The 22,249-nt window shown below is 70.5% G+C and carries 16 protein-coding genes; 13 read left to right on the top strand and 3 right to left on the bottom strand.

All coding sequences use genetic code 11. From position 1 onward, the window contains the following. The first annotated feature begins 8 nt into the window (after positions 1 to 8). Together ACVDFE_RS30155 and ACVDFE_RS30150 are read left to right on the top strand one after the other, a co-directional pair. Positions 9 to 5,201 carry a type I polyketide synthase gene (locus ACVDFE_RS30155; protein ID WP_458432807.1) on the top strand — a complete coding sequence of 1,731 codons (5,193 nt, stop codon included), beginning with the start codon at positions 9 to 11 and terminating at the stop codon, positions 5,199 to 5,201. 201 nt (positions 5,202 to 5,402) lie between these two features. Continuing rightward, entirely contained in the window at positions 5,403 to 6,131 is a 729-nt protein-coding gene (locus ACVDFE_RS30150) for a helix-turn-helix domain-containing protein (RefSeq protein ID WP_360384839.1), read from the top strand. An 8-nt stretch (positions 6,132 to 6,139) separates the two neighbouring features. On the opposite strand, the gene ACVDFE_RS30145 is transcribed toward ACVDFE_RS30150, so the two are convergent. Then, complete coding sequence (locus ACVDFE_RS30145) at positions 6,140 to 6,751, bottom strand: TetR/AcrR family transcriptional regulator (RefSeq protein WP_360384837.1); 612 nt, start codon at positions 6,749 to 6,751, stop codon at positions 6,140 to 6,142. 431 nt (positions 6,752 to 7,182) lie between these two features. Between ACVDFE_RS30145 and ACVDFE_RS30140 the strand changes: the two genes are divergently transcribed. The 10 genes from ACVDFE_RS30140 (at position 7,183) to ACVDFE_RS30095 (ending at position 19,361) form a co-directional block, all read left to right on the top strand. Continuing rightward, positions 7,183 to 8,076: a LysR family transcriptional regulator gene (locus ACVDFE_RS30140; protein WP_360384835.1), complete on the top strand. Its 894-nt coding sequence runs from the start codon at positions 7,183 to 7,185 to the stop codon at positions 8,074 to 8,076. Between the two features lie 555 nt (positions 8,077 to 8,631). Further along, the gene (locus ACVDFE_RS30135) at positions 8,632 to 9,558 is read left to right on the top strand and encodes a LysR substrate-binding domain-containing protein (RefSeq protein ID WP_360384833.1); all 927 of its coding nucleotides are present in this window, start codon (positions 8,632 to 8,634) and stop codon (positions 9,556 to 9,558) included. 480 nt (positions 9,559 to 10,038) lie between these two features. Next, positions 10,039 to 11,550 carry an HAL/PAL/TAL family ammonia-lyase gene (locus ACVDFE_RS30130; RefSeq protein ID WP_360384831.1) on the top strand — a complete coding sequence of 504 codons (1,512 nt, stop codon included), beginning with the start codon at positions 10,039 to 10,041 and terminating at the stop codon, positions 11,548 to 11,550. After that, a complete protein-coding gene (locus ACVDFE_RS30125; protein ID WP_458432806.1) occupies positions 11,547 to 12,314 on the top strand; it encodes an L-tyrosine 3-hydroxylase in 768 nt (255 codons plus the stop codon). The genes ACVDFE_RS30130 and ACVDFE_RS30125 overlap by 4 nt, the downstream gene beginning before the upstream one ends. Beyond that, positions 12,311 to 12,997 (top strand): O-methyltransferase, encoded by a 687-nt coding sequence (locus ACVDFE_RS30120; RefSeq protein ID WP_458432805.1) that lies wholly within the window; start codon positions 12,311 to 12,313, stop codon positions 12,995 to 12,997. Before ACVDFE_RS30125 ends, ACVDFE_RS30120 begins: the two co-directional genes overlap by 4 nt. A 37-nt stretch (positions 12,998 to 13,034) precedes the next feature. Then, positions 13,035 to 15,266, top strand: a complete 2,232-nt coding sequence (locus ACVDFE_RS30115) for an SDR family NAD(P)-dependent oxidoreductase (protein WP_458432804.1) — start codon at positions 13,035 to 13,037, stop codon at positions 15,264 to 15,266. Beyond that, on the top strand, positions 15,263 to 16,297 hold the full coding sequence (locus ACVDFE_RS30110) for a zinc-binding dehydrogenase (protein ID WP_458432803.1): 1,035 nt from the start codon (positions 15,263 to 15,265) through the stop codon (positions 16,295 to 16,297). Before ACVDFE_RS30115 ends, ACVDFE_RS30110 begins: the two co-directional genes overlap by 4 nt. Before the next feature lie 41 nt (positions 16,298 to 16,338). Then, entirely contained in the window at positions 16,339 to 17,289 is a 951-nt protein-coding gene (locus tag ACVDFE_RS30105; protein ID WP_458432802.1) for a nuclear transport factor 2 family protein, read from the top strand. Between the two features lie 31 nt (positions 17,290 to 17,320). After that, positions 17,321 to 17,971, top strand: coding sequence for a hypothetical protein (locus tag ACVDFE_RS30100; protein WP_458432801.1), 651 nt, complete (start codon positions 17,321 to 17,323; stop codon positions 17,969 to 17,971). Next, a complete protein-coding gene (locus tag ACVDFE_RS30095) occupies positions 17,880 to 19,361 on the top strand; it encodes a multicopper oxidase family protein (RefSeq protein ID WP_360384817.1) in 1,482 nt (493 codons plus the stop codon). The genes ACVDFE_RS30100 and ACVDFE_RS30095 overlap by 92 nt, the downstream gene beginning before the upstream one ends. Before the next feature lie 65 nt (positions 19,362 to 19,426). Here the strand turns inward: ACVDFE_RS30095 and ACVDFE_RS30090 are convergent, their stop codons facing one another. Both ACVDFE_RS30090 and ACVDFE_RS30085 read right to left on the bottom strand, forming a co-directional pair. Then, entirely contained in the window at positions 19,427 to 20,569 is a 1,143-nt protein-coding gene (locus tag ACVDFE_RS30090) for a hypothetical protein (RefSeq protein WP_360384815.1), read from the bottom strand. 81 nt (positions 20,570 to 20,650) lie between these two features. Next, positions 20,651 to 21,991: a glycosyltransferase gene (locus tag ACVDFE_RS30085; protein WP_458432800.1), complete on the bottom strand. Its 1,341-nt coding sequence runs from the start codon at positions 21,989 to 21,991 to the stop codon at positions 20,651 to 20,653. A 100-nt stretch (positions 21,992 to 22,091) separates the two neighbouring features. On the opposite strand from ACVDFE_RS30085, the gene ACVDFE_RS30080 reads away from it, so the two are divergent. Next, a complete protein-coding gene (locus tag ACVDFE_RS30080) occupies positions 22,092 to 22,235 on the top strand; it encodes a hypothetical protein (RefSeq protein ID WP_458432799.1) in 144 nt (47 codons plus the stop codon). Positions 22,236 to 22,249: the final 14 nt, after the last annotated feature.

The raw sequence follows: 22,249 nt of genomic DNA, 5'->3' as shown, positions 1-22,249 counted from the left end.
TGACGCGTTTGAGTTCTGGTAGCCCGGACAACGACGTCGCCGTCGTGGGTCTGGGCATGAGGTTGGCCGGTGGCATCTGCGAACCGGCGGACTTCTGGGCCGGCTTGATCGCGGCACGCAGTGAGGTCGGGGACCTCCCCCGCGACCGGTGGTCGTCGTACCCGGCACACGGTCCGGCGGCCGCCGCCGCGGTGGACCGGGCGGTCAGCCGTGCCGCCTACCTGGAGGACGCCGCGAGCTTCGACGCCGAGTTCTTCGGCGTCACACCCAGAGAAGCGGTCCTGATGGACCCGCAACAGCGCCTGGTGCTGGAAGTGGTGTGGGAAGCACTCGAACACGCCGGAATCCCGCCTCTGTCGCTCGCCGGCAGCAACTCCGCCGTGCTGATCGGCGTGGGTGGCGGTGAGTACGGGCAGATGCTGCTGAACGATCCCGAGCGGATCGGTCCGTGGAGCAGCATCGGCGGCGCCTACTGCGCCGTCGCGAACCGGGTTTCGTACTTCCTCGACCTGCGCGGTCCGAGCCTGGCGCTGGACTCCGCGTGCTCGTCCTCGCTCGCGGCGATCCACTTCGGACGGCAGGCGCTGCTCTCCGGGGAGTGCGACGTCGTGATCGCGGGCGGGGTGAACCTGATCGCCGCACCCGCGCAGACCCTGTCGCTGGGCGCGTCGGGAGCGTTGGCGGCCGACGGCAGGAGCAAGCCGTTCGCCGCCTCCGCCAACGGGTACGGGCGCGGCGAGGGTGCCGGTGTCGTGGTGCTCAAGCGGCTGGACCACGCCCGGCGTGATGGCAACAACGTCCTGGCCGTCGTCCGTGCGAGCGCGGTGCGGCAGGACGGCCGCACCAACGGGATCATGGCGCCCAACGGCGTCGCACAGCAGGAGATGCTCCGATCCGTCTACGCCGGCGCCGGCATCGATCCGTCCGCTGTGGACTACCTGGAAGCGCACGGCACCGGCACGCCTCTAGGCGATCCGACGGAGGCGGCCGCGGCCGCTGCCGTCCTCGGAGTCGGCCGGGCACCGGACTCGCCTCTGCTCATCGGATCGGTGAAGGGCAACGTGGGGCACCTGGAGGCGGGTGCAGGGGTGGTCGGCATCATCAAGACTGTGCTGGCCATGCGTGCCGGTGTCCTGCCGCCCACGGTGGGAGCGCGGGACGGTGTCAACCCCGCGGTCGAGGCGGAGCGGTCGGTCAAGGTGGTGACCGAGCCGACCGCCTGGCCGGAGGTCGCCGGAAAGCCGAAGCTGGCCGGTGTGTCCAGCTTCGGCTACGGGGGCACCATCGCGCACGTCTGCCTGGCAGAAGGCGACCCGCTGGAACCACACGGAGAGCGGGACGCCACTGACGCCCCGTCCCTGCTCGTCCTGTCCGCCGCCACCCAGGAGGCGCTCGCACCGACGGTGTCCAGGCTCGCGGACGCGCTGGAGACGGGGGAGCAGGACGTCGACGCGGTGGCGGCCACGCTGGCGCTGCACAGGTCGCACCTGCCGTGGCGGACCGCCGTGGTCGCCACCGATCGCGGCGAGGCGGTCGACCGCCTCCGGGCGTGGTCCGCGACCGAGAAGGTGCCGGGGGTGGTGCACGGCAGGGCGACCGAGCAGGCCGCCGGACCGGTGTTCGTCTTCTCCGGCCACGGTTCCCAGTGGGCGGGCATGGGACATGAGCTGCTCCGGTCCAGCACACCGTTCGCGGCCCTGTGCGAGCGGCTCGACCCGGTGTTCCGCGAGGAGGCCGGGTACTCGCTGATCACCGAGATCGACGAGGGGGACTGCACGCGGACGGACCGCATCCAGGCGACGTTGTTCGCCATGCACCTGGGCCTGGCCGAGGTGTGGCGGTCCTGGGGTGTCGAACCGGTGGCGGCACTCGGCCACTCGATGGGCGAGATCGCCGCGGCGGTGACCGCGGGCGTGTGGAGCGCGGAAGACGCCGCCCGGTTCGCCTGCCGCCGCGCGGCACTGCTCGGGACCGTGGCGGGACGCGGTGCCATGGTCCTGCTCGACGTGCCGTTCGACGAGCTGGAGGAACGGCTCGCGGGCAAGTCCGGCCTGACGGCGGCGATCGAACCGGCCCGCGGGTGGTCCGTGCTGGCGGGCGACGTGGCCGCGGTGGAGGAGTGCACGACCGTGCTGGCCGAAGAGGGCCGCGTGGTTCGCCGAGTGGCTTCCGACGTCGCTTTCCACAGCTCGCACATGGACGGGCTCGTCGACGACCTCGGCGCCGCTGTGCACGGGCTGTCGATCGGCCCGGCGTCGTTGCGGCTGTACGGCACGATCTTGGACGACCCGCGTTCCGGCGCACCACGGGACGCCGGTTACTGGCAGCAGAACCTCAGGCGCCCCGTGCGGTTCGCGGCGGCCGTGGAAGCAGCGGTCCAAGATGGACACCGCCACTTCCTGGAGATCTCACCGCATCCCGTCGTCGTCCACAACATCGCTCAGATCGCGGAGTCGCTGGCCGTTCCGGCGGTCACCGCGGCGCACTCGCTGCGTCGCGCGCAGCCGGCGCTCCCGGAGCTCACGGCACAGCTGGGCAGGCTGCACTGCGCCGGAGTCGACGTCGACTGGCGAGCCCGCTGGCCCCGCTCGGCAGCGGTCGCGTTGCCGCGCACGGCGTGGCAGCACAGCCGGTACTGGCTTCCCGAGGCGCCCCTGGACCGGGGGACAGGAGGCCACGACCCGGAGTCCTTCACCCTGCTCGGTTCCCGGCTGACCGCTGCCACCGTGCCGCCTTCTGCCGTGTGGCAGACGACCCTGTCGCCTGAGAACAGGCCGTACGACGCCCCGCACACCGTGCACGGCGTGGACATCGTTCCTGCCGCCGTGCTGTTGTGCACGCTCGCCGACGCGATCACGGGTGCTGCCGACAAGCCGCGCCACCTCCGCGACGTCGTCCTGCGCACCCCTCTGCCGGCCGAGCAGGACCGCGCCGTCCAGGTCGTCCGCCAGGACGGCAGGGCGGTGCTCTCCTCCCGTCTGCAGGAGGCGTCAGAAGAGACGTCCTGGACCACGCACACCTCCGCTCGCGACGGCGGTGCCGGCACCGTGCGCGCCGACGCGGCCGAGGTCGTCGGAGACCCGGTGCTGCCGATGCTCCCCGTCGGCACCGACGAGGTGCTCGACCTGCTCCGGCCGCTGGGGGTGTCAGGTCTGGCCTTCGACTGGCAGGTGGACCACCTCCGGCACGACGACGACGTGGTGCACGCGACCGTGTCGACGCCCGGCCGTGCGTCCCACTGGGCCGTGGTCCTCGACGCCGCTACCACGCTGTCCTCGCTTCCGCTGGCCCGGCAGGGCATCTACCGCATGCCCGCCTCCATCGAGTCGGTCGAGTGGACCGGTCCCGCTCCGTCGTCGGTCCACCTGGTCGCACGCCTGCGCAGCGGTACCACCGACACCATCGACCTGGACCTCCAGGGGACCGGCGGACAGTCGTCCGCCAGGGTCACCGGGCTCCGGTTCGGCGTTCTCGACGCGGACCAGACGCTGATCGCCGACCCGAGGACCTTCCTGCACGGGCTTTCCTGGCAGCCGCTGGAGGTCCCGGCCGTCGAGACGCCCGCGGCCACGGTCACGCTGGTCTCGACCGAACCCTCGGCGACCGCGGAACAGCTCGCGGAGCACCTCGTGCGGGCCGGTCTGCCGTGCACGCTCGTCAAAGCCGCACAGGACATCTACCCGCCCGCGGGCGACGGGCCGCACCACGTGGTGTACCTGGCCCCGTACTCCGGACCGGGACAGGAGTACGACGCCACCGTCCGCCACCTGACCGATCTCGCCGACGTGACCCGGTCCGCGGCCGAGGCCGACCGGCCGGGAACCAGGTTGTGGGTCCTCACCAGGGAAGCCCTGGCCTGCACCACGTCCTCCGGTCTCGCGCATCGGCCCCTGTGGGGAGCCGCACGGGTGATCGCCTCCGAACACCCGGAGCTGCGCGGTGGCGTGCTCGACCTGGAGGGAGGTGACGACGACGCCGCGTTCGAGCTGGTGGCGCGAGTCCTCAACGAACCCCCCGCGGAGGACTGGCTGGTCGTCAGGAACGGTGAACTGCTCGCCGGTCGCGTCGTTCCCCGCCCGGACCGCGGCCAGACCCCACCGGTGCCCCTGCGACCCGACGCCACCTACGTGGTCACCGGCGGTCTCGGGGCACTCGGGCTGGAGGCGGCGCGGCACCTCGCCTCACGGGGCGCCCGCCGGCTGGTCCTGACCAGCCGGCGTGGACTGCCGCCGCGTTCCACCTGGGAGGAGCAGCACGACGACGCGACCCGGCGCGCCATCGGCGTCGTCGAGGAGCTTGAGGGCCAAGGGGTGAACGTCCTCCCGCTCGCCCTGGACGTGACCGACGCCGACGCCGCACGAGCGGTGCTGACACCCGACTTCCTGCGCATGCCGCCCATCCGAGGCGTGGTCCACACGGCCGGAGCCGTGCACGGCCGCCTGGTGGACGACCTGGACGAGGAGTCGATCCGGGAGACGCTGCACGCCAAGGTGCTGGGTGCGGTGGTGCTGCACGAGCTGTTCCCGCCGGGGAGCATCGACGAGATGGTGCTGTTCTCCTCCACCGCACCGCTGGTCGTGCTGCCCGGTTGCACCGCTTACGCCGCGGCCAACTCGTTCCTGGACGGCCTGGCCGCACACCGCCGGCACCGAGGCGGGAACACCACCTCGATCGCCTGGACGGTCTGGCGTGACACCGGCATGGGCAAGCTCAGTGCCGACGGACTGCAGAGCATGGAGGCCCAGGGCTTCGGTGACATCACCCCGTCCGAGGCGCTGCGCGTGTGGAACTGCCTGCACACCACGGATGACGGCTACGCGCTGGTGGTCAGGCCCACCACACCGCCGCCGGGGGGACGTCGCGCGCTGTTCGAACACGTCCGCGACCCGCGGAACGGCGAGTCGCGCGGAGGCTCGGCGGCGGAATCGGCCACCCTGCTGCGGGACCTGCCCGCGGACGAGGTGTCCGACGCGGCGATGGCCGTGATCCGCAGCGTGGTGGCGGCCGAGACCGGTGTGCCGGAGCACCGGATCGAACCCGAACGGCCGTTCTCGGACATCGGCCTGGACTCGGTCATGGGCATCGCGATCCGGGGCAAGCTGCAGCAGGGCACCGGAGTCGAGCTGCCCGCGGGCATCCTCTGGACCCATCCCACACCGGCGGCCCTGACCCGCTACCTCGTCACGACGGCGGCGCGGTGAACTCAGAAAGCCGATCACCCCTGCCTCGCGCCGTGGCGTGCGTGTCGTGCGTTCATGATCCCAGACCAATTGTTGAGTCGAGGCCGATCAGTCCATTCGGCTCGTCGATATATGGCACCGCGTGTTGATCCGACTGGAATAATCCGGTTAGGGTCGGCGCGTTCATGAATATTTTCAGAATCCCGGTCATCGGAGGTTCGGATGACGTCTGCGCGCGGTTCCTCGGTGAGCACGGCGTGGGTGGACGAGACGTGTTCCGCGGAAAAGTCCCAGGGGGCGGTTGAAAAGGCGGTGCTGATCATCCGCTACCTGGGGAGGAAGGGCGGGGTCTGCTCCCTGGCCGACATCGCACGGGACCTGCAGCTCGCCAAGACGACCGCTCACCGGCTGCTGCGCACGCTGGAGGCGGAGCAGGCCGTCCGGCGGATCGCCAACGGGTACGAACTGGGCGACCTGCGACTGACAGCGGGGTTGACGAGCGACGACCACGCCCTCTTGCGGCGGCACGCGCTCAAGGGCATGTTGCGCCTGTACGAGCTGACGCACCTGCTGGTGCAGCTCATGGTCGTGGAGGACAACGTGGTCCGCTGCGTGGAGCAGTTCGAGCCTCCCGGTGCCGGCTTGCTGTCCGGTCCGGTCGACTTCGGCCGGTCGTGGTCCGCGCTGGAGACCGCCGCCGGAAAGGCGGTGCTGACGCTGAAGGCGCATCGGAGCTCCTCCGGCCGGCCCGCCTCCCGGGTCGCGCACGACGACGGGGTCACTCACCGGGGTCTGCGCACCTCGGCCGTGCCGGTCGTCGCGGACGGCCCCCTGTTCGCCGCGGTGTCGGTGACCGGGCCGCAGGCGTTCGTCGCGCGGGGGGAGGTCCAGACCGCGTTGGCGCACGTGGCGCGCTTGTACGAGCCGTTGTGCGCAGGTCTGGCGAGCTGAGCCAGGCCTCAGCCGAGGTCGCGCAGCACGGCGCAGACGATCCTGGTGAGGTGCTCGACCAGGGGGTCGACGGGATCGGTCAACCCCCTGGTCACCCACTCGGTCACCACCTGGGAGATCCCGGAGACGAGCGCCAGCGAGGCCCGCTGGAACAGCACCCGGTCGTGCTGGGGGCCGACGACCCCGCGGACCAGGCGGCCGAAGAACTCCGCCTGCCTGCGCATGGACTCCCGGCGCAGTGACTCGAGGCGCGGCACGTCGATGTAGATGATCCGCGCCCGCTGCGGGTGTTCCGACAGCATGGTGACCAGCGCCTTCATCATCGGGAAGATGAGCTCGCGCGGACCGGACGGGTTGCGCGGCGAGGCCTCGACCATGCCTTCGAGCAGCCACCTGTTCTGCTCGGTGTGCACCTGGAACACCAGGTCACCGCGATCGGTGAAGTGCTCGTAGAAGTAGCGCTTCGACACCTGCGCGCGAACGCACACGTCCGCGACCGTGACGTCGTCGTACGCGCGCGCCGAGAACAGCTCCAACGTGGCCTCGACCAGTCGTTCCCGTCGCTGAGCTGACCGTTCGAGGCGGGACCTTCCGCCGTAGGAGTCTCCTCGTGGCTTCATCGGCGCGGTGCCCGGTGTCCTTCCCGGCTCGAAGTGGTCCTCACGCTCAGTACCTATCACCGGCGGCGAATCTGCGCCACCCGCGTTCCGGACCGCGGAGCCGCGCGCGGTCGTCGCACTGCGTCATCAGTCAGGAACGTCGGCGTTCTGGTTTCTTGCTGCAACGGGGTTCTGGATCGGAATCTTGATAGCCCTAAAGGGTGAATCTCCGTGTCAATTGGAATCAGCGTAACGCCTGGACCAGGCAGTTCAATCAAGAACGTTCACGTTCCAGACCTTGCGCAGCCCTCCGGTGGCGGACATACTGTCGTGAACCGGCAACCGGAGGGTGAGTGAAACCGACGGTCGCGTTTTTGGCGACCGGTGATGTCGTCGAATGCGAAGGTGTCGATTTCGGCCAGCCCGGTGCCGCGACGTGAATGGTGGTCTTCGTGGGCAACAGGGTGGAGCTCAGGCATCTGCGATATTTCGCCGCAGTGGCCGAGACGTGTCATTTCGGTCAGGCCGCGAAACGGCTCAACATGGCCCAGCCCGCGCTGTCGAACGCGATTAAACAATTGGAGGACGAACTCGGCGTCAGCCTCCTGGTCCGCACCACGCGGCGGGTGGAGCTCACCGAGGCCGGCAAGTTCTTCCTCGACGAGGCGCTGCACACGCTGGGGCGCGTCGACGCCGGCATCCACGGTGTCAGGCTGCTGAACGAGGGGCAGTCCGGACTCGTGCGCATCGGGCTCACCTGCTCGGTCACCTTCGCGCACATGCCGTTCCTGATCCAGTCGATCCGCAGGGAGCTGCCCGGCGTCGAGTTCGAGGTGCACTCGGACCTCTCGACCGAGGAGCAGTGCGTCCGGCTCCGTGACCAGACGCTCGACCTCGGGGTCGTGCACCCGCCGGTTCCCGACGGCGTGGAACTGATCCCGATCTGCGAGGAGCCCTTGATCGTCGTCCTCCCGCTCGACCACCCGCTCGCGGAGAAGAAGTCGGTCGGCATCGCGGACCTGCGGGACGAGTCCTTCATCACCGGGGCGAAGCCGGAGACGGGCATAGCCAACGCGGTGATGAAGATGTGCCTGAACGCCGACTTCAGCCTGCGGAAGAAGCACGTGGTCTCGAACATGCCGACTCTCCTCGCACTGGTCGCCTCCGGTCTCGGGATCGGCGTGGTGCCGGACGCCGCCCGCTCGGTCCCCGTCCCGGGCGTGACGTTCCGCCCGCTCAGCGAAGCGCCGATGGTGCCGGTGGCCCTGGCGTGGCTCAGGTCGAAGCAGTCCCCGGTGCTCGCCGACGTGGTGAGGACGTTCGAGGGCCTTCTGTCGAAGGTGTAGTCCCGGACTCGACCTCACTTTCGTTCTCCGGCAAGGCTTTCCTCCCCGCTCGTCGGCGGGCGGGAGAGCTGTGCGGTGACCGCTGCGGAGAAGGTGCGGTGCGGCTCGGTCCCTATTTCATTTCACGTTTCCCTCGTGTCCAAGTCCGGTTTTCGACCGGTTTATCGATGTTGCATCATTCGGATTTTAATTCATGAGTGTGCTGCTGTGGTGCTGCAGAGCGGATGTTTGACCGCGAATAATCTGCGCCGGTCTGCGCTGTCGATGCTCCGAACGGCTGGTCTGCTGATGCGCTCGTCACAGGTGTGTCATCTGTCGAGGTCGGCCGCTTGCCGGGCGGTGCACCGAATTGAGAGCGCTAACATTCTCCAGCGGTTGCGGCACCCGGTCGAAGTGGACATACTGTTGCTGGCTGACAACTGAACGTCATCGTTTGGAAGGGCTCGCACCGCAGTTGCGCGGGCGGTTCGAGACTTTCGAACAGGCTGTTTTGTTGCCGGTCGTGGAGTGCGAAGTCGGCGAGCCGTTGTTGTGGCCGGGTGATTGAGGTTGTTGATGGCGAGCAGGGTGGAACTCCGGCACCTCAGGTACTTCGCCGCAGTTGCCGAAACCTGTCATTTCGGTCAGGCGGCCGAAAAGCTGAACATGGCCCAGCCTGCTCTGTCACACGCCATTCGGCAGTTGGAGGACGAGCTCGGCGTGTGCCTTCTGGCGCGGACGACGCGACGGGTGGAGCTCACCGAGGCGGGCCGGTTCTTCCTCGACGAGACCCTGAACACGCTGAGCCGGATCGATGCCGGGGTCGACGGCGTCCGGCTGCTGGGAGAAGGTCAGACGGGACTGCTCCGGATCGCGCTCACGGGATCGGCCGCCTTGGCGCACATGCCGTTCCTCGTCCAGACGATCCGGAAGCGGTTGCCCGGCGTCGAGTTCGAGGTGCACTCGGACCTCTCGACAGAGGAGCAGTGCGTCAGGCTCCGGGAGGAGACGCTCGACCTCGGGGTCGTGCACCCGCCGGTGCACTGCGAGGACGTGGAACTGTTCCCCGTCCGCGACGAGCGGTTGGTCGTCGTCCTCCCCGTCGACCACCCGCTCGCGGAGAGGCAGTCGCTGAGCGTCGCGGCCCTCCGCGACGAAGCCTTCATCACCGAGGTGAAGCCGGAGGCAGGGATTGCCAAGGCAGTGCTGCAGATGTGCCTGAAGGCCGGCTTCAGCCCGAAGCGCAAGCACGTGGTCTCGAACATGCCGACGCTCCTCGCGCTGGTCGCAGCCGGGCTCGGAATCGGTGTGGTGCCGGAGTCCGCCCGTTCCATCCCCTTGTCGGGCATCACGGTCCGGTCCCTCGAGGACGGGGCGAACGTGGGGATCGCCCTGGCGTGGCACAGGTCGCAGTGTTCGCCCCTGATGACCAACGTGCTCAAGGCCTTCGGCGCGCACTGGCCGCAGCGCGAGCAGTGCGATGACACGCGGGCGGCCGGCTGAGCACCCCGACAGAAGCCTTGTCCGCCCCCTTCCCCTTCGTTGCTGCCCAGGCGTCTGCAAGTACCACCAACACGTGATCGAATCGTCGCCAACCCCTCCGGTCAGTCGCGTCGAGGCCGCTCTACACCACGAAGTCGTTTTCCCGCAACGGTTGTTCGGCGACGAACGCCCTGCGGTCGACAGGTGACTGTGGGAAGTGCCGCGCGGAAGTCGCTTGTGGACAGTGTCGGCCCGTTGCGGCTCGCGGTCGTCGTTCCGGTAGCTGGAATGTCCGGTTGTGCGACGGCTCCGCGGCTACATACTTGCGACGAAAATCGTTACGCGGACAGGGTGAGAGTGCTTCTCGAGGTGGGAAGTCGCTTCGACGGCAGCCCACCTCTTCCGGTGAACAGCGCGACCACTTCGGACGGCCGCTGACCTGACCAACGTGGCTGATGACGAGCTCCAACCCACTTCGGCCGAACTAGGGGCGATGACACGATGAGCCCGATTGATTCCGCGACCACCACCCTCGATCTCTCGGCTCCCGTGGAGCTGGCCCACCTGGAGGCCGCGGCTCGGCCGATGCGCATCACGTTGCCCGCACAGGTCGTGGCGGACGTCGAGCGCGGGCGGCGCTTCGTCGAGGCGACCCTGGCGCGGTCCGAACGCCCGGTTTACGGTGCCACCACGGGATTCGGGCCGCTGGTCGTCTTCGACGGCCGGGAGAGCAGCACCGCGCAGTGCGACAACGTGTTGCAGCACCTCACCGTCGGACAGGGGCCCGACCTGCCGGTCCCCGTCGCCCGCGCGGCGGTGCTCGTGCGTGCGCGGTCCCTGGCCCGCGGCTTGTCCGGCGCGTCGATGTCCACGGTGAACGCACTGGCCCGGATGCTCGACAGCGGCTTCGCCCCCGCCATACCGACCTGGGGCTCGGTCGGAGCCAGCGGAGACCTGGTTCCCCTGGCGCACGCCGTGCAGAGCCTGCGCGGGCACGGGTACGCCTACTTCGACGGCGATCGGATGCCCGCGGGCGACGCCCTGCGCGCGGCGGGCCTGGCCCCGCTCGAGCTGGACGGCCGGGACGCGCTGGCGCTGGTCAACGGGACGTCGGTGACGACGGCGGCCGCCGGGCTCGCGGTGCTGTCGGCGCAACGTTCCCTGAAGGTCGCGGTCGCGCTGACGGCGGCACTGGCCGACCTGCTCGGTGCTACGCCCGCGTTCCTGGCACCGTCCCTGCTGGAGGCGTTCGGTCATCCCGAGGCCGAAGCGGCCGGCCGTGAGCTGTCGTGGTGGCTCGGGGGAACCACGCCGGTGGCGGGGCGGCCGCTGCAGGAGCCCTACAGCATCAGGTGCGCGCCGCAGCTGCTCGGCGCTGCCCGGTCGGCGGCCGGGTGGTCGGCCCGGACCGTCGCCGACGACCTGCGCGGGGTCAGCGACAACCCGCTGTTCTTCCCGGACGAAGACCTCGTCGCGCACGGGGGGAACTTCTTCGGCCAGCCCGCCGCCTTCGCCGCCGACCTGCTGTCCTCGGCGATGACCCAGGTCGGCAACCTCGCGGAGCGGCAGGTCGACCTGCTGGTGGACCCCGGCCGCAACGGAGGGCGGCCCCCGATGCTCGCGGCCGAGCCGGGCAAGCAGCACGCGGTCCAGGGCTTGCAGGTGCTGGCGACGTCGGTCGTCGTGGCGATGCGCCGGGCGTGCACGCCCGCGGCGATGCAGAGCATTCCCACCAACCTGCACAACCAGGACGTCGTCCCCTTCGGCACCCAAGCCGCGCTGACCGCCTACGAGCAGGCCAACCTCCTGCGGCTGCTGCACGGCTGCCTCGGCGTCGCGGTGCGCCAAGCCGCCCACATCGGTGATCGCGAGCCGACCGCGCCGCACTGCGCGGGCCTGGTCGCGGCGCTGGCCGAGCGGGTCGCGCCGATCACCCACGACCGTCCGCTCGACGAGGACATCCGCGCGGCTGCCGATGCGCTGGACGAGCACGTCGCGGAGGTGCTGTCGTGACCGCTCCGCCGCTGCCCCGGCTCACCGTTCCGCTTCCGCAGAACCCGCTCGCCCCGTGTGCCTGGCACCCCGGTGACGTCGACGAACCCGTCGGCCCGCCGCCGTCCGACAGCGAGGCGGAGTTCGCCTGGTACCGCTGGTTGCTGGGCCACCACGGTGCCTTCTGCGTGTGGCGGCTGCTCTCGGCCGCGCTCGGCCGCGGTGACCTCGACGAGGCCGCCGTCCTGCACGACACCTACTCGGCGCTGCTGCTCTACTCGGGCAGCTGCCGCCCCGAGGTCTACCTCTCGGTCATCCGGCCGCGGATGGCGGCGCGGCACCCGGCGCTGAGCGGGACGTGGGCGCGCGACCACCGCCACGCCGCTGCGCTGCTCGCCGCAGCGCGGCCCGCACCGGGGTCGGCGCTGAGGGCGGCGGTGAAGTTCAACCGCCTCGTGCACATGACGGTGGCCGCCCGGCTCGTGCCGGTCGGCGGGTCGCTGCTGCGCGATGCCGGGCGGGACGTCCACCAGGCGCCCACCGAGGACGAGCAGGCACTGCTCGACGACTTCTTCCTCGTCGACCGGGCCCAGGTCTGCGCGCACGTCTTCACCGCCGCGCTGCGGGCGCGGGTGGCGGCGCTGCTGGCGGACCTCGCGACGCAGCCGGTGCACGCGATCTACGACCGCGACGCGGTGAACCACTTCCAGACCGACCTTCCGGTGCACATCGCCCGCCTCGTCCCGATCGCCGAGGCGGCTCTCGCGGACGGAGCCCACGCATGACGACAACAGCGGAACAGCCCGACAAGGCGGTGCTGCTCACCCCGCAGGTGCTCGAGTACGTCCGGGGTCAGCTCCCGCCGTTCACCGACGTCCAGCGCGAACTGATCGACGCCACGCTCGCCCTCGGCCAGGTGGCCGAGATGCAGGTGCCGCCGGAACAGGGAGCGCTGCTCACGTTGCTGGCCCGGCTGACCGGCGCCCGCGTGGCGGTCGAGGTGGGGACGTTCACCGGGTACTCGACGCTCGCGCTGGCCGAGGGCGTGGGGCCGACCGGTCGGGTGATCACCTGCGACGTGACCGACCGCTGGGCGGGGATCGCCACCGCCGCCTGGGCCAGGGCCGGTGTCGCCGAGCGGGTGGACCCGCTGCTCGGCCCTGCCGCCGACACCCTGCGCGGCCTTCCGGAAGAGCCGTTCATCGACTTGGCCTTCCTCGACGCCGACAAGGCCGGCTACCGCACCTACTGGGAAGAGCTCGTGCCCCGGCTGCGCCCCAACGGCCTGATCGTGGCCGACAACGTGCTCTACGCCGGCGAGGCGGCCTCACCCGGCGCGGAAGGAAACGCTCGCGCCATCCGCGAGTTCAACGAGCACGTCCGCAACGACGACCGCGTCGAGTCGGTCCTGCTGACCGTCGCGGACGGACTCACCCTGGCCCGCAAGAAGGGCTCGGGGGAGCGGTGAGGACCGGACGGGGAGCCGCTGAAGTGCCGGTGCGGCCGTGACGGCGGCCTGGGAGGTGCCCGCCGACGCACACCTCGGCGACCACGTGCTGCGGCCGGGCGCCGCGGACGACGACCGGGTCGCGGTGGTGGACCGCTCGCGGGGCGGGCGTCTCGAATGGACGTACGGACGGCTGCGCGCGGCCGTCGCCGGGCTTGCGGCCTGGTTGCGCCGGTCGGGGGTCGGCGATGACGACACCGTGGTGGTGCTCGCCGAGAACAGCGCTGAGTTCGTGGTCGCCTACCACGGCATCCTCGCGGCCGGTGCCGTGGTGCTCGCGCTCGACCCGCGGGACACCGCCGAGCGGTGGCGCGCCGCGATCGACGGCACCGGTGCCAAGGCACTGGTCGCGGAGACGGCCCTCGGACCGCCGGAGGTCTCGCTGCCGACCGTCTGCGTCGGCGCCCCCACACCGAACGGCACGCCGTGGGACGAGGCAGTGGCCACGCCACCTTTGCCGCTGTCTCCGCGCGGAGGCGACCGCACGGCAGTGCTGATGAGTTCCAGCGGCACGCTGGGCGCACCGAAGCTCGTGCCGGTGTCGCACCGCAACCTGACCGCCAACCTCGGGCAGATCGCCCACCTGCACCGGGTGCGCGACGACGACGTGGTCCTGTCGGTGCCGCCGCTGCGGCACGTCTACGGGATGCAGATGGCGATGAACCCGGTGCTGCGGGCGGGCGCCACCCTGGTCATCGGCGCGACCCCGTTCTCGGCCGCCGACTTCACCCGCGACGTCACCGAGGACGGCGTGTCGCTGGCGTACCTGGTGCCGAGCGTGGTGACCGAGCTCGGTGCGACCGGCCAGCCGCTGCCGTCGCTGCGACTGGTCGTCTCCGGTGGTGCACCGCTGCCCTCGGTGGACGCCGACCGCTGCGCCGCGGTCCTCGGTGTCCCGGTGGTGCAGGGCTTCGGGATGACCGAGGCGGGGTGCGTGAGCTTCAGCCCGGACGGCGTCGAGGTGCCGCCCGGCTCCACCGGCGTGCTCGTCCCGGGCACCGAGGTGCGGTTCACCGGCGGCACGGAGCCGGAGTCGGGCGAGCTGTGGCTGCGCGGGCCGCAGATCGCCCGCACGTCGGCGGACGCGGACGGCTGGCTGCGCACCGGCGACCTGGTGAGCCGGGACGCGCACGGCTTCCTGCGGATCACCGGCCGGGCGAAGTCGCTGATCAAGTACAAGGGCCACCAGGTGTCGCCGGCCGCGCTGGAGGAAGTGCTCACCGGCCACCCCGCGGTGGCCGAAGCCTGCGTCGTGGGCGTGCCCGACCCGGTCGCGGGGGAGGTCCCGAAGGCCTACGTCGTGCTGGCCGAGCCGGTGCCCCTCGCGGACATCACGGCCCACGTCGCGGACCGCGTCGCACCGCACGAACGGGTGCGGGCCATCGAGCGGGTACGGGCGATCCCGCGTTCCTCGACCGGCAAGCGGTTGCGGCCTCCGGCGCTGCGGGTGCTGGTCACCGGCGGCGGACGCGGGCTGGGACGGACGTTCGCGCAGGCGCTGGCCGCCGCCGGGCTGTCCGTCGCCGTCGCCGGCCGCGACCGGGACGCCCTGGAGGAGACCGCCGACGGAATCCGGCGAGCCGGTGGAACCGCGACCTGGGTGTGCCTGGACGTGACGGACGACGATTCGGTGGCCCGCGGGGTCGACCAGGTCGTGGCCGAGCTGGGTGGCCTCGACGTGCTGGTGAACAACGCGGGTGTGGCAGGGCCGATCGGTCCGTTGTGGACGGTGGATGAAGCTGAGTGGCGGCGGGCCTCCGAAGTCGGGTTCTTCGGGTCGGTGCGGGTGACGCGGGCCGTGCTGCCCTCGCTCACCGGACGCGTGGTGAACGTGGTGAGCCGGGCCGGCGCGGTCGGCTGGCCGCACGCCAGCGCCTACGCGGCCGCCAAGGCGGGGTTGATCTCGGTGACAGCGAGCCTGGCCGGGGAGCTGGCCTGCTCCGCACGGGTTGCGGTGGCGTTCGACCCCGGCCTGGTCGACGCCGGCATGACCCGGTCCCACCTCGACCGCGGCCGGACGGGGAACCGCTGGGAGGACGACATCCTGACGTGGACGTTGCAGGCCCGGCGGTCAGGGCGTTTCACGGCCGCCGAGGACGCCGCGGCCGCGCTGGTCTCCGTCGTCACGGGCGCGGCGGACCACCTGTCGGGCCGGTACGTCCGGACGGACGACGTGCTGCCGGGAGGGCCGGGTTCGATCAGGTCAAGCCGACGAGAGGTGTGCTCATGAGGGCTGCGGTCCTGCGCGGAAAGCACGAGCTGACCGTGGAAACAGTCCCCGACGCGGCGCTCCGGGCACCCGGTGACGCGGTCGTCCGCGTTGTCGTCGCCGGGATCTGCGGCACGGACCTGCACGGCTACCACGGGCTTCCCGGTCCGGTCACCGGTCCTCGCTGCGGGCACGAGTTCGTCGGCGTGGTCGAAGACGTCGGCACCGAGGTCGCCACACTCCGCCCCGGGATGATGGTCGTCGCGCCGTTCAACTTCGCCGACGGAACCTGCTCGGCGTGCCAGGCCGGTGTGCACAGCGCCTGCGCCGCGGGTGGCATGTTCGGTGTGGACGGTGACGGCGCACAGGCCGAGGCGGTCCGCGTCCCCTTCGCCGACGCCACCCTGGTGGCGGTGCCGGTGGACGAGGACGACGAACGGCTGCCCTCGCTCCTCGCCCTCACCGACACGATGGCGACCGGCTTGCACGCCGTCCGGACGGGCCGGGTCACGCCGGGCTCGTCGGTCGCCGTCCTCGGTGACGGGCCGGTCGGGATGTGCGCCGTGCTCGCGGCGAGGGAAGCGGGAGCAGGCCGGATCATCCTCGTGGGCAGGCACGAATCCCGGTTGGGCAAGGGCCGCGACTTCGGTGCGACGGACACCTTCCGAGCCCAGGGACCCGAAAGCGATGCCGAGTCCGTCGATTTCGTCCGCGCGGCCACCCAAGGGCTCGGCGCCGATGTGGTGGTGGAGTGCGGTGGTGGTCCGCAGGCGCAGAACACGGCTTTCGCGCTGTGCCGGACCGGCGGCACCGCCTGCGTGATGGGCAGCCCGCCGATCGGCGACGTGACCTCGGTCTTCTTCCGCGGAATCACCCTCACCGGCGGTCTCACACCGGCCCGCGCCTACCTCCCCGAACTCGCCGAACGGGTGCTGGCCGGCACGCTCGACCCCGGTTCGATCTTCGACAAGGCGGTGAGCCTGGACGACATCGCGTCCGGCTACGAGGCGATGGCCGCACGCACGGCCACCAAGGTGCTCGTGCGGCCCTAGCGCAGTCACATCTTCCACAATCGCAGGAAGCGAGAACCAAGATGCCGAAAAGGACCTACCGATCCCGGACCCGCTGGCGTGCGGTGGTGCCGGTCATCCTCTCCGTCACCGTGATCGCCGCCTTCAGCCCGGCCGTCACCGCCGCACCCACCCAGCACCGGCAAGGCGCGTTCGAGTCGATCGCCACCCCGAAGGAAAGGGCGAACAGGGCGGTCGTCCTCGGCCTCTACTCCGCGCTGAACCGCGGGGACCTCGGACACCTCGACAGGGTGGTGCGCCCTGACCTCGTCCAGCACTACCCGGCGATCGCAGACGGCCGGGCCGCGTTCCGGGCGTACCACGCGGGCCTGCGGAACCAGAACCCGAACCTCCGTTTCACCGTGAAGCGGACCATCGCCCAGAACGACCTGGTCGTGGTGCACAGCCACTTCGCAGGGAAGCCCGGCGACGCGGGTGTCGCCAAGATCAACCTCTTCCGCCTCGACCGGGGCAGGATCGCCGAGCACTGGGAGGTCAACGAGGCGGTCCGGCCGGTGAGCATCGGCAACGACATGTTCTCCACGCTCAGCTCGCCGAAGATCTCCCAGTCGCTGCCGTTCGCCACGGACGCCGAAAGCGAACGCCTCGGCCGGGCCGCCTTCTCCGAGATCGTCAACCAGCCCGATGACGAGCTCCGCCTCCGGGCGCTGGACCGCTACATCGGGGACAACACCTACTACCAGCACTTCCCGGACGTCCCGAACGGAACCGAGGCACTGCAGCAGTTCCTGCACGCCGCGTACGCCGCGCAGCCGGACTACCGCGCCAACGTGAAGACCGTCGTCGCAGAGGGAGACCTGGTCGCGGTCTTCGTCCACCTGGAGAAGCTGTTCGACATGGAGAACGGCGTAGGTGTCGACCTGTACCGCGTCCGTGGCGGGAAACTGCTGGAACACTGGGCCGTCCTGCAGCCGATTCCGCCGACTTCGGCCAACCCCAACACGATGTACTGATCCGAAGGACGCGGGCGGGAAAGGCGGCTCCATGCAGGACGAACTCGCACTCCGGCCCGCGTCCTCGTCATCATCGGGCCGTGGCCGGCCCACGACTCCACTGGCTCTGCTCGCGATCGTCCTCGCGGCGGTCGTCGCCTGGCAGATCCGGGACTGGTCGTCCTACTTGGACGTCAGGCCGCGGCAGTCGTCCCTCCTGCCGGCCGGTGCCGGGCACCACGCGGGAACAGGGGGCGGGGCCCTCGCCCCGCCTCCCGCCGTCGTTGCGCACGCCGTCCCCAACTTCGTCGGCATCACGCTGCTCGCCGCGCACGTGACGATGGCGATCGTGGTGCTGGCCGGCGCCGCCACCCGGCGGTGGGCGGCGACCAGGCGCATCACCGCCGCGCTGGTCTTCGCGGCGACGGCGGCCGTCCTCAGCGCCTCGGTGACGATCCCCCTCGCGGGACTCACCGTCGGCAACGCGATCTCACGCGGCAACACGATGTCCGCGGCGATCACCGTGTTGCAGCACTCGTTCGTGCTCTCCCTGCTGGCCGCGGTCGCCCTCCACCCGCGGATCGCCCCCCGACTCCCTGAAGGTGATCGACGTGCTGAACAGAAGAGATGCGATCAAACTCGGTTCCGTCGTCGGCGCGGCCCTGGTCTTCCCGGCGAAGCAGCTGGCCTCCGCGTTCTCTGACGATCCGCCGGAGGTGCCGCCCTTCTCACTGCCGCTGTCGATCCCCCCGGTGCTGAAGCCCACGCGGAGCACGGCGGACACCGACTTCTACGACATGCGGATCGCGGAGACCGAGCTGGAGGTCCTCCCCGGCATCCGGACCAGGACGCTCACCTTCAACGGGAGCTTCCCCGGCCCCACCCTCCGCGCCCGGCGCGGTCGCGCCGTCGTGGTCCGGCAGTTCAACGGCCTGTCCGGCCCCGCCACCGTCCACCTGCACGGCGCGGACGTCCCGGCGTCGAGTGACGGGCATCCGATGGACCCGATCGCACCCGGCCGGTCCAGGGAGTACCGGTACCCGAACGACCAACGGGCCGCGACGCTCTGGTACCACGACCACACGCACCACCTCGAAGCTGAACGGGTCTACCGCGGCCTTTCCGGCGCGTACCTGCTGTCGGACCCCGTGGACGCGCTGCTTCCATTGCCCAGTGGCGAGTTCGACGTTCCCCTCATGCTCAGGGACGCGAAGTTCGACAGCAGGGGCCAGCTCGTCTTCGTGCCGGACGACTTCCTGAACCGGCCGACGGTGCTCGTCAACGGACGGCCGCAGCCCTACTTCGAGGTCAAGCGGAAGCTGTACCGCCTCAGGCTGATCAACGGCTCGAACCTGGAGATGTTCAAGTTCCGGCTTTCCACCGGAGCGCCGTTCCTGCAGATCGCGTCCGATGGCGGCTTCCTGCGCGTGCCTGCGGCGCGGCAGGAGGTCGACGTCTGGCCGGCGGAGCGCGCCGAGGTCCTGGTGGACTTCCGGTCGGTTCCGCCGGGCACCGCCATCGCGCTGCAGAACGTGGCGGCCCTGTCCGAGGACAAGCGCGACGTCCTGCAGTTCCGGGTCGGCGACGGGGGTGCGTGGGCCAAGCCGGAGATCGCCATCCCCGGCTGGTCCCGCGCGCGGGTTCCGTCGGTGGGGGGACAGATCCCGGGATGGCCGGCGCACGACCCGCTGCGCGGCCGGGTCACGAGAACCCGCCGTTTCGTCCTGCGGCTCGACCTCGAGCGCGGCCAGTTCGTCATCAACGACCAGGGGTTCGACCCGGACCGCGTGGACGCGACGATCGAGCACGGCTCGACCGAGATCTGGGAGGTCGTGAACGACGACGCCGCTCTCGGCATCCAGCACACGCTGCACCTGCACCTCGTGCAGTTCAGGGTCCTCGACCGGAACGGCAAGCCCGAGCCCGCCTACGACTCATACCCGAAGGACACCGTCCGCCTGTTCCCCGGCGACGTGGTCCGCATCCAGGCGACGTTCGACTCCCACCTCGGCCGGTACCCGTTCCACTGCCACTTCCTCGACCACGCGACCCACTCGATGATGGGCCAGTTCGAGGTCGTGCCGAGACGATGAGGGAGCTGGACGCGGGTGGTGACCGCACTGCCGGTCACCACCCGCGTCCAGCTCGACGTGGGAGCTCAGTCCGACCTGTCCGGACGGTTGCGCCCCAGTGACTCGTGCGCGGAGACGAACTCGTTCGCGCACTGGGCGACCGCGCAACCGACCTCGCCCGCCAGCAACACCGCGGCGATGATCTCGGCGAGCTTGGCCACCTTGCCGGCGCCGGCGCAGCCGACCATTCCCAGCGTCGCCTGGAAGGCCGGCAGGCCGGTCCCGCCACCGACCGTCCCCACGACGAGCGTCGGCAGCGTCAGGGAGACCTCCCAGTCGCCACTGCTCGTCACGCGCGAGTCCACGATTCCCTTCGCGCACTCGCCCAGGTAGGCCATGTCCTGCCCGAACGCCTGGAACAGGCCGGCCATGCCGTTGGCGACGTGGATGTTGAGCGATGAGCTGCCGTGCAGCGCGAGCGTGCTCCGGTAGGCCTGGACGTACCGGTCCAGCCGCAGCACGTCCGTCCGCCCCTGCGAAGCCACGACGTCCGCCGGGAGAACCGCCCGAGCGGTCACCGACTTGCCCTTCAGGCGTGCCGGGATGGGCTTCTTGTCCTCCGGGTACGGCAGGAACTCCTCCAGCTCGATGCCGCTGTGCCGGACGACGTGCTCCGAGACCGCGGCGATCGCCTTGCTCGCCATGTTGCTGCCCATGGCGTCACCGGTGGTGAACTCGACGGAGACCAGCACGGTGGAGCCGGCGTGGTCGAAGCTGAGGCGCTGCGCACGCAGATGACCGCTGGTGCTCTCCGCCACGGCGAGCAGCACCTGCTCCTGGGTCCGGCACCACGTCACGAGGTCCTGCGCCGCGCGGAGGCTGCTCACCCGGTAGTGGATGCCCCGCAGGAAGCGGTCGGCCGTCACGACGACCTCGCAGCCCCCCGACGCCTTGAGCATCTTCGCACCGCGGCTGTAGGAGGCCACGAGGGTGCCCTCCAGCGTTGCCATGGGGACCACGAACTCGCCTGCGGCGTGTTGCCCGTTGACCAGCACGGGACCGCAAAGCCCGAGGGGTACCGGTACGGCGCCGACGAAGTTCTCGACGTTGCCCGCGACGTCGCTCTCGGTGAGCGTCGTCTCCAACGCCGTGATCAGCTCCTTGTCGTCGGAGAGCAGTTCCGCCAGCAAGTTCTGCCGGTGACGCTCGCTGGTGCGCGAGATGTGCATCTTCACATGCCGTTCTGCTGAGTGTCGGTAGGCCTCACCTGGTGCGCCGGTCCCGCGCGAACGTTCCCGGCGTCCCGCAGGTCAGGAGTGGAGGAGATCGCCGACCGGACCGGTTTCCTGAGAAATCGGGGATTTACCCGCACTGTCGACGATCTCGGTGATGGTGCGAAGCGCGTCGTACTCCGCGTACTCGGCTTGCAGCCGTTGCGCGGCGGCGCGGTAGCTGTTGTCGCGCAGCACCTCGTTCACCGCTGCGCCGATGTCAGAGGCGCGCGGCCGGCCCGTCGCGAGGTTGATGGCCGCGCCGGTCCACGCGGCGTGCGCGGTGGCGTCCTTCTTCTCCTCGGTCTCGCCCGCCAGGACGAGCGGCACACCGCGGCTGAGGGCCATCTGCATCCCGCCGAACCCGCCGTTGCTGACGAACACGTCGACGTGCGGGAGCAGTTGCGTGTACGGGATGTACTCCGCGGCACGCACGTTGTCCGGCAGGGCGCCGAGGTCGCTCACCGGACGGCCGCCGGTGGTGGCGATCACGAGGCAGTCCTGGCCGGCCAGGGCCTCGATCGTGGGCAGCATCAGTTCGGAGTAGTCGTCATTGCTGACGGTGCCCTGCGAAACGAGCACCACCTTGTCGGCGTTGAGCACGTCGTCCCACCACTGCGGCAGCGGCACGTCCTGGTGGTCGGCCTCCCACGGCACGCCCACGAAGCGAACCGAGCCGGGGAGGTCGCTGCGCGGGTACTCCAGGGAGGGGATGGACAGGTGCAGGCACTCGTCGGGCACCACGACCTGGGCGTCGAAGTAGGACGGCAGCGTGCCGGTGCCGCCGCAGTCGCGGACCAGCTGCTCCGCGAGGCGTTGCGCGGAGGAGAACGCCGCGCGCACCTCCGCGTTGAGCCGGGCGTTGCGCTCCCGTCCGCTCGGCGACGCGTCGGGCGGCAGACCCATCCCGAAAGGCGCCGTGTCCACGCTGTACAGGGGAAGCACCGTGACACCGAGACCGAGCACCCGCGCGGGCCGGATGCCCGGCGCGCCCAGCTGGATCGGCCACAGACCGGTGAAGTACATCTCGTGCAGCACGACCGTGGGCGTGTCCGGTTGCTGGGCAAGAACTTCCTGGATCGCCTCGTGCTGCTCCCGCATGGGCTTGGCCAGCACCTCGGTGAGGTAGACGGAGATCTGCTCGACACCGGGCGCGGCGGCGACGAGCTGCGGGAAGGTCTGGTACACGTTCGGGCCGTCGTAGTCGGCGTGCCCCTTGAGCGGGTGGAAGGTGGCGCCCGTGCTGAGAACCGCGTCGCGCAGGTTGGTGCCGGTGACGAAGGTGACGTCGTACCCCCGGGCCACGAGGTGGGCGGCGATGGGGCGCAGCGGGTTCACGTGTCCGGGAAAGGGAATCGCTGCCATGACCACGCGCGTCATACCTTGACCTCCGGAGGTGTGTTTCGGGGAGAAGCCCGTCGGCGGACGGTGCCGGAATCTCGGTCGCCGACTCGTGCAGGGCGCCCGGGAGATGACCGCCGTGACCGGCGAAGAGAAACCGGGTCGGCGCTTTGCTGGTTCACAAAACTCCCTCATCGGTGTGCTCTCTCCGAATATTGCCCTCGCGTCAGTGGTGAACAAGGCGTCATTCCGCCTTGTGGAACAACAAGACCGTCAATTTTGACGTGATACGAGTGG

Source organism: Lentzea chajnantorensis, from assembly GCF_054300775.1.
This window is presented reverse-complemented; position numbering and strand designations above follow the sequence as displayed.

Bases quoted from the DNA above. Each gene is read 5' to 3' on its own strand.
- ACVDFE_RS30150 (WP_360384839.1), top strand. From the start codon at position 5,403: ATGACGTCTGCGCGCGGTTCCTCGGTGAGCACGGCGTGGGTGGACGAG.
- ACVDFE_RS30145 (WP_360384837.1), bottom strand. From the start codon at position 6,751: ATGAAGCCACGAGGAGACTCCTACGGCGGAAGGTCCCGCCTCGAACGG.
- ACVDFE_RS30135 (WP_360384833.1), top strand. From the start codon at position 8,632: ATGGCGAGCAGGGTGGAACTCCGGCACCTCAGGTACTTCGCCGCAGTT.
- ACVDFE_RS30130 (WP_360384831.1), top strand. From the start codon at position 10,039: ATGAGCCCGATTGATTCCGCGACCACCACCCTCGATCTCTCGGCTCCC.
- ACVDFE_RS30120 (WP_458432805.1), top strand. From the start codon at position 12,311: ATGACGACAACAGCGGAACAGCCCGACAAGGCGGTGCTGCTCACCCCG.
- ACVDFE_RS30110 (WP_458432803.1), top strand. From the start codon at position 15,263: ATGAGGGCTGCGGTCCTGCGCGGAAAGCACGAGCTGACCGTGGAAACA.
- ACVDFE_RS30105 (WP_458432802.1), top strand. From the start codon at position 16,339: ATGCCGAAAAGGACCTACCGATCCCGGACCCGCTGGCGTGCGGTGGTG.
- ACVDFE_RS30100 (WP_458432801.1), top strand. From the start codon at position 17,321: ATGCAGGACGAACTCGCACTCCGGCCCGCGTCCTCGTCATCATCGGGC.
- ACVDFE_RS30090 (WP_360384815.1), bottom strand. From the start codon at position 20,569: ATGCACATCTCGCGCACCAGCGAGCGTCACCGGCAGAACTTGCTGGCG.
- ACVDFE_RS30085 (WP_458432800.1), bottom strand. From the start codon at position 21,991: ATGACGCGCGTGGTCATGGCAGCGATTCCCTTTCCCGGACACGTGAAC.